Genomic DNA, 13,719 nt, shown 5'->3' with positions numbered 1-13,719 from the left:
TGTCAGCTCGTCATCCGGTCCAGCACCGGGATGTGGCGCAGCACCAGGCGCTTGCCGAGGATGGGCAGCAGCACGCCGGCCGCCGTCAGCACGGGGATGTGGATCCAGAAACCCGATGCCGTCCAGCCGATGCCGGCCAGGATCAGCGCGGCCTTGGCGACGCCGATGGCGATGGTGTTGAAGAGGTAGATGACCATGCTGGCCGCCCCCAGCGCGAGCGGCCATTGCCAGCGCGTGATGGGGCCGACGCGCATCGCCCCGTGCAGCGCGGGGATCGAGAGCAGCCCGCAGACCAGCAGCGCCAGATCGCCCTCCAGCGGGCCGAACACCGCCAGCAGCAACGCCGCGACGAAGGCCAGCCACCACAGCGCGAGGTAACGGGTGAAGAGGGGCAGCAGCAGCGCCTCCCGCTCCGCCGCCCAGATTCCGATGGCGAAGAAGACGGCGTGGCGCGCCAGGCGGTCCGCGTAGAGGATGGAGGGCGGATCGAGCGCCAGCAGCAGCAGGCCCATCAGCACCAGGCCCGGCGCGCCGATGCGGCGCCAGATCGGCGGCGCGGCGATGGAACACACGAACAGCACCCAGAGATACCAGACGGAGGTCGCGGGGCTGCGCGCCGTGGTGAACAGAAGGTCCCTGAGGCCGCCCAGCAGGCCGTCCGGCTGGTTGTCCACATGGACGAACTGCTCGGCCGCCAGCTTGCCGAACAGGATCAGCAGGCCGAAGAGGAAGAAGGGCGGCAGCAGCCGCGCGGCGCGCTTGGACGCCAGCGCGGGCATGCCCGGCAGCGGCGTGCGCTGCGTGCCCATCAGGCCGAAGACGGTGCCGGACAGATACAGGAAGAAGGGCATGTGGAAGGCGTAGATCGCTGTCCGCAGCAGGTCCCACCACTCCGCGCCCGGCGGCGGGGCGCCGGCGACGATGTGGCCGAAGACGACGATGAGGATCGCCACGCCCTTCGCGCGATCGAGGTCGAGCCGCCTTTCGCGCGGCGCGCGGGCGGGCGCGGTGGCGACGAAGGCGGGGATCGCCACGGCCGTGCGGCTCATGCCGCGCGCAGGCGGCGGGCGAGGTCTTCCCGCATCAGGCCGGCCGGGATGCTTTCGCGCTGTTCAAGCCTGGCGCGGGCCAGCGCCGCGGCGAACCAGGTGAATTGCGCGACGGCGGTGCTGGCGATCAGCGTGTTGTCGAAGCCGCTATGCAGCAGGGCGCCGACGATGGCGGCGCGCAGCACCAGGCGATCCGCCGGCGCGGCGCGGCGCGTGCCGATCCAGACCCAGGCGACGATGGCGCTGAAGATCAGCGCGCAGCCGATGATGCCGGCATCGACGGACAGGCGCAGGTATTCATTGTGCGCGGCGTTGGACCGGATGAGGCGGATGCGCGGATCCTCGGGATCCACGATCAGCTTCCCGGCGCCGAGCCCGTAGCCGAAGAGCGGGCGCTGGTCGATCGCATCCATGAAGTAGGGCCAGATGACGTCGCGGCCGGAGAGGTTGACGTCATCGTCGCCGAAGAAGCGATCGGCCGCGAAGATGGCGACCGGGCCGAGCAGGATGGCGCCGGGCAGCATGCCGCCCATCACCAGATCCACCTTGCGCTTCAGCGGCAGCACGCGGCGATCTGCCAGCAGGAAGACGATGCCGAGGAAGAGCATCACGGCGATCAGCGGCGCGCGCGCCTGCGTCGCCAGCAGCACTGCCAGCACCGCGCCGGTCAGCAGCAGCCAGCGCGTGCGACCGGTGCGGAGATATTCGAGGGTGGAAGCGAAGACGCCGGTGACCGCGAATCCCGCGAGGAAGGGCGGCGAATGCATGCCCTGGAAGCGCCAATTGGCGTCGAAGGGGGATTGCAGGCCGGTCGGCCAAACCAGGAAGGCGGCCGCGGCGCTCAGCAGCGGGATGAACACGATGCCCTTGCAGAAGCTGGACCATACCCGCCGCGGCGCTGCGGCGAAAGCCAGCACGAAGGGCGCGACGGAGCCGATGAAGCTGCGCACCATCTCCGCATTGGTGGAAACGCGGCCCATCGGCAGCACCACGATGCTGATCATCGCGACGATGGTGAAGGCCAGGAAGGGCCAGTTGATGGCAGACGAGAATCCGTAGCGCATGCAGAGCATCGCCGCGATGGCGAAGGGCACCAGCTTCACCACCGCGCTGCCCAGCGCCGCGGCGCCGCCCGTCGCCACCAGGTCCAGCTGCACATCGACGGCGAGCCCATAGACGACGACGAGGAGGCCGACAGCGAGCAGCGGCGCTTCATAGAACAGCAGCGCCACCATCAGCGCGACCGCCGCCGGCATGACGGCCAGCGCCATCTGCGGTTCGAGGATCGCGAGCGCCAGCAGCGCGGCGGCTGCGAGGAGCGCGAGGAGAAGGGCGAGGAGCGAGGGTGGAACGGTGCGCATGCCGTGGCGTTGTGCACGCGAACGGGGACGTTTCCCAATCAGCTTTCAGTGTAAACCTTCAAGCTGGGATCACGCATGGGAGTGAATGCGAAGGCGGCGGCGCCGCGCCGCCCGGCGCTCACGCGGCTGCGCGTGCTGCTGATCGGCTGGGTGCTGGTCTACCACCTGGAACTGCCGCTGCGCGCGCTGCGCGGGATGGGCTTCCTGGAGAGTGTCGCGCTGAAGGGATATCTCGGCGTCGATGGCTTCTTCCTGCTGTCGGGCTTCGCGCTGGTGCTGGGCTACGCGCATCGGCCGCCCATGGGGTTCGCGGGCTGGGCGGGCTTCATGCGCGGGCGGATCGTGCGCGTCATGCCGCTGCACCTGGCGCTGCTGTTCGCGCTGCTGGCGTTGGTGCTGGCTGCCTCCGCGGCCGGGCTGGCGGTGAATGCGCCGGAGCGATTCGGCACGCGGGAATTCGTGCTGCAGGCCCTGCTGCTGCATGGCTGGGAGACGACGTCCCTGCATGCCTGGAACTACCCGTCCTGGGCGCTGTCCGTGATCCTGGCGGGCTACATCGCCTTCCCGCTGCTGCTGGCGGGCGTCATCGCCGCGCCATCGGGCGTGCTGTGGCTGCTGCTGGCCATCGGGGGCATCGGGCTGCTGGCGCTGGGGGCGATGGACCCGGTGCTGCAGCTGAACCACACGCTGCATCTCGGCCTGCCGCGCTTCTTCCTGGAATTCGTCGCGGGCATGGCGCTGGCGCGGCTGGTGCAGGGCGGCGCCGTGCCGCGATGGGCGGCGACGCTGGGCGTGGCGCTGGTGCCGGCGGGGTTGTGGATCAGCGTCGATGCGGTGGTGGTGGCGGGGCTCGCGAGCCTGGTGGCGCGTGCGGCGCTGCTGGAGGGGCAGGATGAGGGCGGCATCGTCCACAAGCTCGGCGAGGCTTCCTTCGGCGTCTATCTCAGCTGGGTCTTCGTCGAATCCGCGCTCGTGCTCGTGCTGCGGCTGGTGCAGCCCGGCGCAAGCGGGCGGCTGCTGCTGATGGTGGTGGCGCTCGGCGCGACCTTCGTGGCGGGCTGGATCGCCTGGCGGGTGATCGAGGTGCCGGCGGCGCGGTGGCTGGCGCGCCGGACGTCAGCGGCGGGGGCGTAGCGCCTCCGCCAGAAGGGGGCGGGGGCGGGGGGTCTCCCCCTGCTGGATGCGCCAATGGCCGCCATGGGTCACGGCCCAGAGCGTGGCGGGCAGGCCGAGGCGGCGGAGGACCGGCAGCGCCACGGACAGGTCCCGCGCCCAGGCGGCCTCATCCTCCGCATGGGGAAGCGCGCCGCCGAGTTCGGCCACGATGACCGGCACGGCATGGCGATCGCGCCAGGCGGCGACGGCGCCGAAGCGTTCCGCCACCCAGGGCGTGGCGCCGCCTTCGTAGTCATGCACCTCCGCGATGGTCAGCGGGTCCGCGGGCGGGACCTGGCGGAGGAGGGAACGCCAGGAACACCATTCATGCCCGCCCCAGGCCAGCGCATGGCGCGGCGCGGCGGCACGGGCGGTGGCCAGCAGCCGGTCCCGCACCGGGGTCCAGGCACCGGGGTTGTCGAAGGCGGGTTCGTTGAGGGGCGCGAGCGCCACGCGCGCCGGGTCCGTCGCCGTGCCGAATAGTCGCGCGCGGGCCTGCATGACGCGCCAGGCGGCGTCGTCCCAGGGACTCCAGGGCTCATAGAGATCGGCGAGGCCCAGCATGATGGGCAGGCCGGCCGTGGCTGCGTCCTCGATGGCCTGGAGGAACAGGCGCGGCACATCCTCACCCGCGCCGGCGTCGCGCGGGATGAAGAGGCGCGCATGGTCGAAGCCGGCGGCGCGGAGATCCTGCCACCAGCCGGGGCCGAGGCGCCGGGGGCGCTGCGCGGCGGCGACGGGAAACCAGCGTTCCAGATTGGCACCGAGGCGAAGGGTGGGCAGCAGGTCCCGGAACGTCGGTGCCTGCGCAGTCGAGGGGCCGGCGGCCAGGACGGCGCCGGTGGCGAGCAGGGCGCGGCGGGTGGCGGTGGGCGGCGTCATGGCGCCGCCTGGCCGGCCAGGGTGCCGCGGAGGTAGCCGAGGTTGTAGGCCGCGCCGCAACGGGCGCCGACAAGGCCGGCGGAATCGCGCGGCCAGGCCAGCAGCGGCGCCTGGAGCAGCAGCTTCGCCGCCGCGCCGGGCGCGCGGCGGGGCCAGCTGCGGCGGCGGTCCCGCAGCGCATCCGTCACGCCCTGCCAGTGCAGGCGGGACACCAGCCAGGATGGCCGCAGCCGGCCGGCCTGGATGCTGTGCCGGACCGTGACGCCGCCATCGTAGAAGACGCGGCCGCCCCGGGCCTGCAGGCGCGCCAGCGCTTCCTCCTCCTCCCCCGACAGCAGGCGGTCGCCGACGCGGCCCAACTCCTCCGGGAAGCCGCCGACGGCCAGCAGGTCCTGGCGGCGGAAGGCCATGTTGGCGCCATAGATGGCGGCGCCCTGGGGCAGCGTGGCGTTGCCCGTGGCTTCCCCGCTGCCGTCCCATTCTACGATGGTCAGCGCGCCGCGCAGGCCCTGGGGCCACCAGGCGGGCAGGGGGGCTTCCCAGGCCGGCAGGATGCGGCCGCCGATCGCGACGGCCTGGTCCGGCAAGGCGCGGATGGCGGCGATCAGGCGCTGGGCCCAATCGGGCTCCGGCACCGCATCATCGTCGAGCCAGGCGGTCCAGGGCGCCGTCGCGGCCTTCAGGCCGAGGTTGCGGGCCACGGACAGGCCCGGCGTGCCAGTGCGCACCAGCCGCGCCCCGGCACCCGCGGCCAGGCGGGCGATGCCGGATTGCGCGGCGTGGGGGGAGGCACTGTCCACGACGATCAGCTCGATCGCGGGTTCCGCGGGCGGGGCGCTGGGCACGGCGCCGCCCATCAGGATAGGGGCATCACGGAGAAGCCGGACGCCCTGTTGCCGGGCGAGGCCAGCCAGGCAGGCCTCGAGATAGGCCGGCCTGGCATGGGTGCAGATGATGACGCTCAGGGCTGGAGGTTCGAAGCCCGCCATGTATCCGTCAGCCACCCTGGCTCCTTCATCCGTTGAAGCGGAAGGCTCCTGCCACCTGGTCGCCGCCGGCCGGCGTTTCCGCCGGCTTCTGCTGCGCCGCCATGGCTTCCTTCGCGCGGGCCTCGATCTGCTTGGTCACTTCGACCAGGACGCGCGCGAGGTTCGGGAGTTGCAGGACCGGCACGACAAGAAGGGCGGAAGGAACGGGCTTGGCATCGGCGCCGCCGGCGGCGGTGGCGCCGGTCTGCGCGCCGAGGGTGATGCGGGCGACGCCGCTGGCGACGTGGACATCGATCACGCCGTCGCCGAAGACGGTGGGAAGGGCGGTCATGGGACGTTTCCTATGGCTGAGGTTGGTCGCGCGATCACTGTTCGCGGAAGGCGCGGTGGAAGCTGTCGAAGACGGGCTGCAGAAGGTAGCGCGCGAAGGACCTTGTGCCGGTCTGGATCTGCGCTTCCACCATCATGCCGGCGCGGAGCGTGACGCCTTCCAGGCTGGCGAGCTGGGCTTCGTCGAGCTGGACCTGGACGCGATAATAGGCCGTGCCGCGCCGGTCGTCCTGCGTGACGTCGGAGGCGACGAAGGTCACGTGGCCGTGCAGGTAGGGCACCAGGCGTTGCTTGAAGGCGGGCAGGCGGATTTCCGCCTGCAGGCCGGTATGCACCACGTCGATGTCGTTCGGCTGGACGTTCACTTCCGCGATCAGGCGGTCATTCTCCGGCACCAAATCCAGCACCGGATCGCCGGGGCGGATGACGGCGCCGATGGTGAAGACGCGCAGGTTGAGCACCGTGCCGGCATCCGGCGCCGTGATCTCCATGCGGGTGGAGACGTCCTCCGCCGCGCGGAGCCTCTCCTCCGCCTCCGCCAGGCGGACGCGGACGTCGCGCTGCTCGGTGGAGGTTTCCTGCATGCGCTGGTCGATGATGCGCTGCATGTCGCGCTCGGCTTCCGCGATCTGGGCGCGGGACCGGACCATCTGGTTGGTGATGTCGGTGATGTTGCCATCCACCGATGCCACCTGGCGCTGCAGGGCGAGCAGCTGGGGCAGGCGCGCCAGGCCCTGTCGCAGCAGCTGGGCGGTGGCTGTTTCCTCCGCCCGCAGCAGCACGAGCATCCGGCGCTGGGCGTCCATCTGGCCCTCGGCGGAGGCGATGGTGGCGTTGTGCTGGTCGATCCGGGCGCGCAGCACCTGGAGCTGGCTTTCCAGCGACAGGGTGCGGGTCTGGAACAGGGCGCGCTGGCCGGAGATGTATTCCTGCGCCCGCAGGCCGGCGGAGGCGGTGAGCTCCGCCGGGAAGGTCACGTCCGTGGCGCGGGCGAGTTCGGAGGCAAGCCGCGCATCATGCGCCAGCAGCGCCCAGCGCTGGCTGCGCAGCGTTTCCGTCTGCTGCGCGGCCTGGGGCTGGTCCAGGCGCATCAGGACCTGGCCCTGGCGGACCGCATCACCGTCCCGCACCAGGATTTCCCGCACGAGGCCGCCTTCGAAATGCTGCACGGTGCGGCGCGTGCCTTCCACCTTCAGCAGCCCGGGCGCGATCGCGGCTTCCGCCAGGGGCGTGAGCGCGGCCCAGAGGCCGAAGCCGAGCACGAAGACCAGGGTGATGGCGTAGCCGAGCATGACGGGCACGCCGGTGCGCGGGCGCGGCGCATCGATCGGGAGTTCCGCTTCCGGCGGTGACCAGAGGGCGGGTGGCGCATCGGCGCTGCGGCGGAGCAGCGGCAGTTGGGCGCCGCCGGCCTGGCCGAGGGGCAGGGCCTCCGCCGGGGGATTGGCCTGGCTCATCGCGTGCCCTCCGCCCGGCCGGCCGGGGGCTGGGTGATTTCCTGCGGCTTCGCCTGCTGCATCAGGCGCTTCAGCACTTCTGCCCGCGGTCCGAAGGCTTCCGCCGCGCCGTCGCGCAGCAGCAGGACCTTGTCCACGCCCTGCACCAGCGTCGGCCGGTGGGAGACGAGGATGACGGTAGTGTTACGGGCCTTCAGCGCCTCCAGCCCCCGGATCAGGGCCTGTTCGGCGTCGCCGTCCAGGTTGCTGTTGGGCTCGTCCAGCACCACGAAGCGGGGGTTGCCGAACATGGCGCGCGCCAGGCCGATCAGCTGGCGCTGGCCGCCGGACAAATGCTGTCCGCCATCGCCGATCTCGGTGTCATAGCCCTGGGGCAGGCGCAGGATCATCTCATGGCAGCCGGCGAGCTTCGCGGCCTCGAACACCATCTCTGGCTCCGCGTCGCGCATCCGGCCGATGTTCTTCATCACCGTGCCGTCGAAGAGTTCCACATCCTGGGGCAGGTAGCCGACATAGCGGCCGAAATCCTCCCGCTGCCAGGTGAAGACATCGGCGCCATCCAGCCGGACCGTGCCGGCGGAGGGCTGGAGCGTGCCGATCAGCAGGCGGATCAGCGTGGTCTTGCCGGCGGCGGAGGGGCCGATGATGGCCAGGCTCTCCCCGGCCGTGAGGGCGAACGAAATGCCCTTGATGATGGCGACGGGCTGGCCCGGGAAGCCGAAGGTGACGCGTTCCGCCGCCACCTTGCCGGTGGGCTCCGGCAGCGGGATGCCGGGGGGGCGGATGCGGGGCAGGGCGAGGAATCCGAGCAGGCGGCGATAGGATTGCCGGGCCTGCACCAGCTGCTTCCAGCCGCCGATCATCTGTTCCACCGGCGCCAGCGCCCGGCCCATGATGATGGAGGCGGCGATGGAGGCACCGGAGGTCAGCTGCTGTTCCAGCGTCAGCCAGGCGCCGACGCCAAGCACCGCGACCTGGACCGTCAGGCGGAAGAAGCGGGTGATGGACAGCAGCATGGCGGCGCGGTCCGCCGCCTTCTCCTGCGGGGGGACGGAGGCGGAGAGCCCTTCGCGCCAGCGCTGCAGCACGGCGGGCGCCATGCCCATGCTGTCGATCACCTCAGCGTTGCGGACCATGCTTTCGGCCCGGCGCTGGCTGGCCATGCCGGCGGTGCTGGCCTGGCGGAGCAGCGCGCCCGTGGCCCATTCATTCGCCAGCGTCAGCCCGAACAGCAGCACCGCGCCGGCGAGCGCGATCCAGCCCAGCGTCGGGTGCAGCGCGAAGATGACGGCCAGGTAGATCGGCACCCAGGGAACGTCGAAGACGGTGAGGGAGGCGGGGGAGCCCAGCCAGCCGCGGCAGACCGCCAGGTCGCGCAGCGCCTCCATCCGGTAGGGGCGGCCGCGGAGCTGGCTTTCGATGGCGCGGATGAAGGCTTCCGGCGCGGCCTTGCCCTCGATCCAGGTGGCGAGGCGCTGCATGATCTGGCCGCGCAGCCCGTCCAGCACCGCCATGACCAGCAGCGCGAACATGGCGATGGCGGTGAGGTAGTAGAGCGTATCGAGGCTGCGGGTGGACAGGACGCGGTCGAAGACCTGCATCATGTAGAGCGAGACGGTAAGCTGCAGAAGGTTCACCACGCCGCTGAACAGCGCCACCGCAACCAGCTGGGACTTGCCGGCGGCAATGGCGCGGGACAGCACCGTATCCGGCATCCGTTCCGGCTGGCCGGGGATCAGGGGCATGGGCCTCAGCACGGTGTCAGACCCCGATCCAGGCGAGCACCGCCGGGCCGTAGTGGCGCCATGCCAGCAGCGCGCCGCCAGCCAGCAGCGCCAGCGCGACAAGGTTCGCCATGACGAGCGTCACGAAGCCGGGCGGCGAACGCAGGCGGCCGACATGTTCCACCACGGCGGCCATGCGGATCTCCTCCACCCGGTTGTGCAGGCTGCGGAAGGCGTAGCCCTCCAGCGCCGCATCGGCTTCCCGTCGCAGGCCGTCCACGCCGTTCGGCGCCAGCGGCCGTCCGGCCTCCACCGCCATGGCGAAGGCCAGCAGGTCCCGCAGCCGGTGGTCGTCGCCGGGGCTGAGGAAGCTGGCCAGCACTGGCAGGGGTGGGCTCGGCCGGGCATCGCTGTTTGTTTCGGCCATCGCCGGCAAAACCCGTTCAGCCCTGGTATCGTTATCAGCCATGAACAATCCGTGAGAACGATATGTCGTTCCGTTGAAGCGACGCTGGAATTGTGCCGTGGTAGCACGCCCAGGCGGGGGCACAAACCGGAGTCACAGGGTGCATCAGGATCGTTACAGGTTCGTCGCCGGCCTGCTGCTCGCAGGCCTTTCCTCAACCCTCGCGTGCCGGGTCGAGGCGCAAGCCGTGCCGCGCGGCGAGACGCAGCGCGGCGTCACCGTCGCCGACCGGGCAAGGGAGGATTACGACCCGCTGGGCGTGCGGCTGGGCGCGTTCCGGCTGGATGCGGCCGCCGAACTCGGCATGGGGTATGACGACAACCTGTTCGGCACCCGCCGCGGCCGCACCGCGGATGGCTACGCGACCTGGATCGGCGAGACATCGCTGAACAGCGACTGGTCCACCCATGCGGTGGGCGCGACGGCGCGGATCGAGCAGCGGCGCTACATCGAGGAAACCGCCCAGGACTGGACCGACTACGCCGTCGGCCTGTTCGGCCGCTACGACCTGAATGCCGAGACGAATTTCGAAGGGCGCTACAACCGGGTGCAGGAGCATCTGGAGGTCAGCAGCGTCGATGTGCAGCAGGCCGGCCTGTCCCGCCCCATCCCGTACTACTACGACGAGGTGCAGGGCCAGGCGACGACGCGCTTCAACCGCATCGGCGTGACGGCGATCGGCAATTGGCGTGGCTACCGCTTCGACGATGTGGACCTCGGCGGGCCGCAGCAGCAGCCATCGGGGCAACGCCAGGGCGATGTCTCCCGCTTCGACTTCAACTCCACGCTCGGCGCGCTGGGCCTGTCCTACGCGCTGGCACCCGGGCGCTTCATCAACGTCATCGGGCGGGTGCAGGAGATCAAGTACCAGTCCAGCGCGCAATCCGGCCGCGACAGCATGACCTATGAGGGGCTGGCCGGCTTCACCTATGATTTCGATGGCGTCTGGCGCGCCCGCGTCGCGATCGGCTACCGGCAGCGGGACTATGACGGGCCTGGGCTGAAGACGCTGTCCGGCCCGGCCTTCGAGGGCGACGTCACCTGGCAGCCGACGCAATTGACCACCGTGACCTTCCAGGGCCGTCGGACGATCGAGGAATCGATCCGCAACAACGCCACCAGCTTCACCCGCACGCTGGGCCAGGTGCGGGTGGACCATGAATACCTGCGCAACGTGATCCTCGGCGTCGAACTCGGCCTGGATCGCCGCGAATACGACCAGCCGAGCGAGAAGGCGACGGACGGCTTCGCCATCCTGTCCGCCCGCTACCTTTTGAACCGCAACGTGTCCCTGGTGGGCTCCTACCAGCATGCGCGGCGGCTGGATTCATCCTCCGGCGTGCAGGAATTCGACCGCAACCTGATCCAGTTGCGGCTGCGCATCGCCTTGTGATGACGGGGGCTGTAACGGCCGGCGGCGCATCCGCGTTGGGATGAGCGCCGCCGGGTGCTTCCCGGTGGCACTCAGCCGCCGGGAGCCCCGCCTTGAACGTCCAGACAGAAGACCCCGCGCCGATCCGCCTGCTCGGCCTGGATTTCGAGACGCGGGACGCCGAGGCGGCGCTCGCCCTGCTGTCGGCGCGCGATGCGGCCACGCCCTTCGCCTATCTCGTCACCCCCAATGCGGATCACCTGGTCCGGCTGGCACGCGATCCCGGCCGTTACGGGCCGCTGTATCGCGATGCGGCGTGGCGGCTGATGGACAGCCGGGTGGTGGCGCGGGCGGCGCGGGCCATGGGGCTGGCGGCGCCGCCGGTGGTGCCGGGCAGCGACCTGACGGCCAGGCTGCTGGAGGAGGTGGTCCGGCCGGATGATCCCGTGGCCGTGCTGGGCGGCGGGCCGGGGACTGTGCAGGCGGTGGCGCGGCGCTTCGGGCTGCGGCGCGTGATGCACCACGAACCGCCCATGGGCTTCGATGCCGATCCCGCCGCCTTCGCGCGCGCCGTGGATTTCATCGCGGGGTCGGGCGCGCGGTTCAGCTTCCTCTGCGTCGGTTCGCCGCGGCAGGAGATGGTGGCGCGGGCGGTGCTCGCGAAGGGCGGTGCCACGGGCACGGCGCTGTGCGTCGGCGCGAGCCTGCTGTTCCTGTCAGGCGAGGAACGGCGCGCGCCGGCATTGGTGCAGCGCGCGGGGATGGAATGGGCCTGGCGCCTGGCGCGGGACCCGAAGCGGCTGGCGCGCCGCTACCTCATCGATGATCCCGCGATCCTGGCGCTGCTGTGGCGGGAGAGGCGCCGGGCATAGCGCCTTGGAGAGCCGCGCGGGGCGCTACAGCCCCGACAGCACTTCCCGCTTCAGGCGCTGCAGCGGCGTGCCGCGATGCGCGGCATCGGTGCGGGCCAGGTAGGCGCGGCTGGTCTCGGTGTGGCCGTAGAGATGTTCGGTGCCCGGTGCGGGGCGGAAGCGATGCGCCAGCGCCAGCGCGGCCGGGGCGGCGCGCAGCCCTTGCAGCACCACGCCGTTGCGTGCGCCCTTGGCCTGGTAGGCGAGGAAGCGCGGCAGCAGCGCGGCCGGGCTCGCGCCATGCTTCATGGCGATGTAGAGCCGGTTGCGCACGAAGTGGAACCAGCGCGTGCCGGTCCAGGCGACGCGGGCCTCCGCGCTGACTTTGTGGCGCACGGCGATGTCGCCGCGGTAGCGGATGGTGCGGCCCATGTTGATGAGGCGGAGCGCGAGGTCGTATTCCTCCCACGCGAAGAACAGCGCGTCGTCATAGCCGCCGGCGGTTTCGAAATCCGCCCGGCGCAGCGCGTGGCCGGCGCCGACGAAGGTGGCGGCATCGAAGGCCTCCGCCGACCGCGGCAGCAATCCCTTGGGATAGCCCCAGGAGGAGAGGTCGTCCTGCCCCGTCGAATGCACGAGGATGCGGCAGGCGATGGCGCCGAGATGGGGTGCCGCGTCCATCGCCGCGACGGCGCGGGCCAGCGTGTCCGGCGTGGCGAATTCCGCATCATTGTCGAGCGCGAAGACGATCCGCGCGCGGCCGAGGGCGGTGGCGCGGTTGCGGCCGCCGGCGACGCCGTGGTTGCGATCGAGCCGCACCAGCGTGGCATCCGGCGCGCCCTGCACGGCGGCGCGCAGGCGGGCCATGGCGATGTCGCTGCTGCCCTGGTCCACGATCCAGACATGCTTGCTGACACCCTGCTGCGCGCGGGCGGAGGCGATGGCGGCGATGGTTTCCTCCGCCCGTTCCATCGACAGGATGATGACATCGGCATCGACTGGCTGCCGGGGGGCGACGGCACCGGCGATGTGCTGCGGCGGGGGATAGGCCGGGCGGTTCGTCATGGAGGTTTCCGTCATCTCGGGGGGAGCGCGAAATCGGGGGCGGGGATGGCCAGGTAGGCCATGCGCTTCGCCTCCATACGGCCGCGCGTCACGGTATCCAGGATCAGGCCGCAGGCCAGCGACAGGAAGGCGAGCAGCATCAGGCCGGTGGAGAGCACGGCGGTGGGCAGCCGCGGCACCAGGCCGGTGGCGAGGAAGGTCTGGAACACGGGGATGGCGATGCCCAGGGACAGCAGCGCCAGCGCCAGCGCCAACAGCGCGAAGAAGGGCAGCGGGCGTTCGCGGCGCACCAGCAGCGCGATGGTCCGCAGGATCCGGAAGCCGTCCTTCCAGGTGTTCAGCTTGGACATGCTGCCGGGTGGGCGTTCGCGATAGGCGGTCACGACCTCCCCCACCGGCATGCTGAGTTCGAGGGCGTGGACGGTGAATTCCGTCTCCGTCTCGAACCCCGCCGCCAGGGCCGGGAAGGATTTGGCGAAGCGGCGGGAGAAGACGCGGTAGCCCGAGAGCATGTCGGAGATGCGGTTGCCGAAGATCAGGCGCACGACGCCGGTCAGCACCGCATTGCCCAGGCGATGGCCGGGCCGGTAGGCGGCGGCGGCATCGGTGACGCGCGTGCCCGTCACCATGTCCAGCCTTTCGTCCAGCATCAGGCGGATCATGGCCGGCGCGGCGGCGGCATCGTAGGTGTCGTCGCCATCGACCAGGACGTAGACATCGGCCTCGATGTCCGCGAGCATCCGGCGCACGACATGGCCCTTGCCCTGCAGGCGTTCGGTGCGGAGGACGGCGCCGGCGGCCAGCGCCGCTTCCCGCGTGCGGTCGCGGCTGTTGTTGTCATAGACGAAGACGGTGGCTTCCGGCAGCGCGTTGCGGAAGGCGGCCACCACGCGGGGGATGGCCACTTCCTCATTGTAGCAGGGCACCAGGACGGCGATGCGGGGCGCGGGCGGGCGCGCGCCATCCCAGGCGTGGTCGGCCAGCGCATCAAGGCGTTGCATCGTTTCCATCTCCCGCT

At 71.1% G+C, this 13,719-nt stretch carries 13 protein-coding genes; 3 read left to right on the top strand and 10 right to left on the bottom strand.

The window, feature by feature from the left end:
• Positions 1 to 2: 2 nt before the first annotated feature.
• Positions 3 to 1,049, bottom strand: a complete 1,047-nt coding sequence (locus ACTIE5_RS26955; protein ID WP_439552825.1) for an acyltransferase family protein — start codon at positions 1,047 to 1,049, stop codon at positions 3 to 5.
• Entirely contained in the window at positions 1,046 to 2,410 is a 1,365-nt protein-coding gene (locus ACTIE5_RS26950) for an O-antigen ligase family protein (protein ID WP_439552824.1), read from the bottom strand. The genes ACTIE5_RS26955 and ACTIE5_RS26950 overlap by 4 nt, the downstream gene beginning before the upstream one ends.
• Before the next feature lie 75 nt (positions 2,411 to 2,485).
• On the opposite strand from ACTIE5_RS26950, the gene ACTIE5_RS26945 reads away from it, so the two are divergent.
• Positions 2,486 to 3,544 carry an acyltransferase family protein gene (locus tag ACTIE5_RS26945; protein WP_439552823.1) on the top strand — a complete coding sequence of 353 codons (1,059 nt, stop codon included), beginning with the start codon at positions 2,486 to 2,488 and terminating at the stop codon, positions 3,542 to 3,544.
• On the opposite strand, the gene ACTIE5_RS26940 is transcribed toward ACTIE5_RS26945, so the two are convergent.
• Genes ACTIE5_RS26940 through ACTIE5_RS26915 form a run of 6 tightly spaced genes read right to left on the bottom strand, consistent with a single transcriptional unit; the run spans position 3,527 to position 9,374 of the window.
• Positions 3,527 to 4,447: a cellulase family glycosylhydrolase gene (locus ACTIE5_RS26940; RefSeq protein ID WP_439552822.1), complete on the bottom strand. Its 921-nt coding sequence runs from the start codon at positions 4,445 to 4,447 to the stop codon at positions 3,527 to 3,529. The two genes, ACTIE5_RS26945 and ACTIE5_RS26940, sit on opposite strands and share 18 nt — an antisense overlap.
• On the bottom strand, positions 4,444 to 5,451 hold the full coding sequence (locus tag ACTIE5_RS26935; RefSeq protein WP_439552821.1) for a glycosyltransferase family 2 protein: 1,008 nt from the start codon (positions 5,449 to 5,451) through the stop codon (positions 4,444 to 4,446). Before ACTIE5_RS26935 ends, ACTIE5_RS26940 begins: the two co-directional genes overlap by 4 nt.
• 10 nt (positions 5,452 to 5,461) lie before the next feature.
• Positions 5,462 to 5,767 (bottom strand): hypothetical protein, encoded by a 306-nt coding sequence (locus ACTIE5_RS26930; RefSeq protein WP_439552820.1) that lies wholly within the window; start codon positions 5,765 to 5,767, stop codon positions 5,462 to 5,464.
• 34 nt (positions 5,768 to 5,801) lie between these two features.
• Positions 5,802 to 7,223: an HlyD family type I secretion periplasmic adaptor subunit gene (locus ACTIE5_RS26925; RefSeq protein ID WP_439552819.1), complete on the bottom strand. Its 1,422-nt coding sequence runs from the start codon at positions 7,221 to 7,223 to the stop codon at positions 5,802 to 5,804.
• Complete coding sequence (locus ACTIE5_RS26920) at positions 7,220 to 8,968, bottom strand: type I secretion system permease/ATPase (protein WP_439552818.1); 1,749 nt, start codon at positions 8,966 to 8,968, stop codon at positions 7,220 to 7,222. Before ACTIE5_RS26920 ends, ACTIE5_RS26925 begins: the two co-directional genes overlap by 4 nt.
• 16 nt (positions 8,969 to 8,984) lie before the next feature.
• A complete protein-coding gene (locus ACTIE5_RS26915; protein WP_439552817.1) occupies positions 8,985 to 9,374 on the bottom strand; it encodes a hypothetical protein in 390 nt (129 codons plus the stop codon).
• 139 nt (positions 9,375 to 9,513) lie between these two features.
• Here ACTIE5_RS26915 and ACTIE5_RS26910 point away from each other — a divergent pair, with 139 nt between their 5' ends.
• Entirely contained in the window at positions 9,514 to 10,806 is a 1,293-nt protein-coding gene (locus ACTIE5_RS26910) for an outer membrane beta-barrel protein (RefSeq protein ID WP_439552816.1), read from the top strand.
• Between the two features lie 92 nt (positions 10,807 to 10,898).
• Positions 10,899 to 11,657 carry a WecB/TagA/CpsF family glycosyltransferase gene (locus tag ACTIE5_RS26905; RefSeq protein ID WP_439552815.1) on the top strand — a complete coding sequence of 253 codons (759 nt, stop codon included), beginning with the start codon at positions 10,899 to 10,901 and terminating at the stop codon, positions 11,655 to 11,657.
• Between the two features lie 24 nt (positions 11,658 to 11,681).
• Here ACTIE5_RS26905 and ACTIE5_RS26900 read toward each other — a convergent pair whose 3' ends face one another.
• Together ACTIE5_RS26900 and ACTIE5_RS26895 are read right to left on the bottom strand one after the other, a co-directional pair.
• Entirely contained in the window at positions 11,682 to 12,701 is a 1,020-nt protein-coding gene (locus ACTIE5_RS26900) for a glycosyltransferase family 2 protein (protein ID WP_439552814.1), read from the bottom strand.
• Between the two features lie 11 nt (positions 12,702 to 12,712).
• A complete protein-coding gene (locus ACTIE5_RS26895; protein ID WP_439552813.1) occupies positions 12,713 to 13,702 on the bottom strand; it encodes a glycosyltransferase family 2 protein in 990 nt (329 codons plus the stop codon).
• Positions 13,703 to 13,719: the final 17 nt, after the last annotated feature.

It is taken from the genome of Falsiroseomonas sp. (assembly GCF_051859025.1).
In the GTDB taxonomy this organism is placed as follows: Bacteria; Pseudomonadota; Alphaproteobacteria; order Acetobacterales; family Acetobacteraceae; genus Falsiroseomonas.
This window is presented reverse-complemented; position numbering and strand designations above follow the sequence as displayed.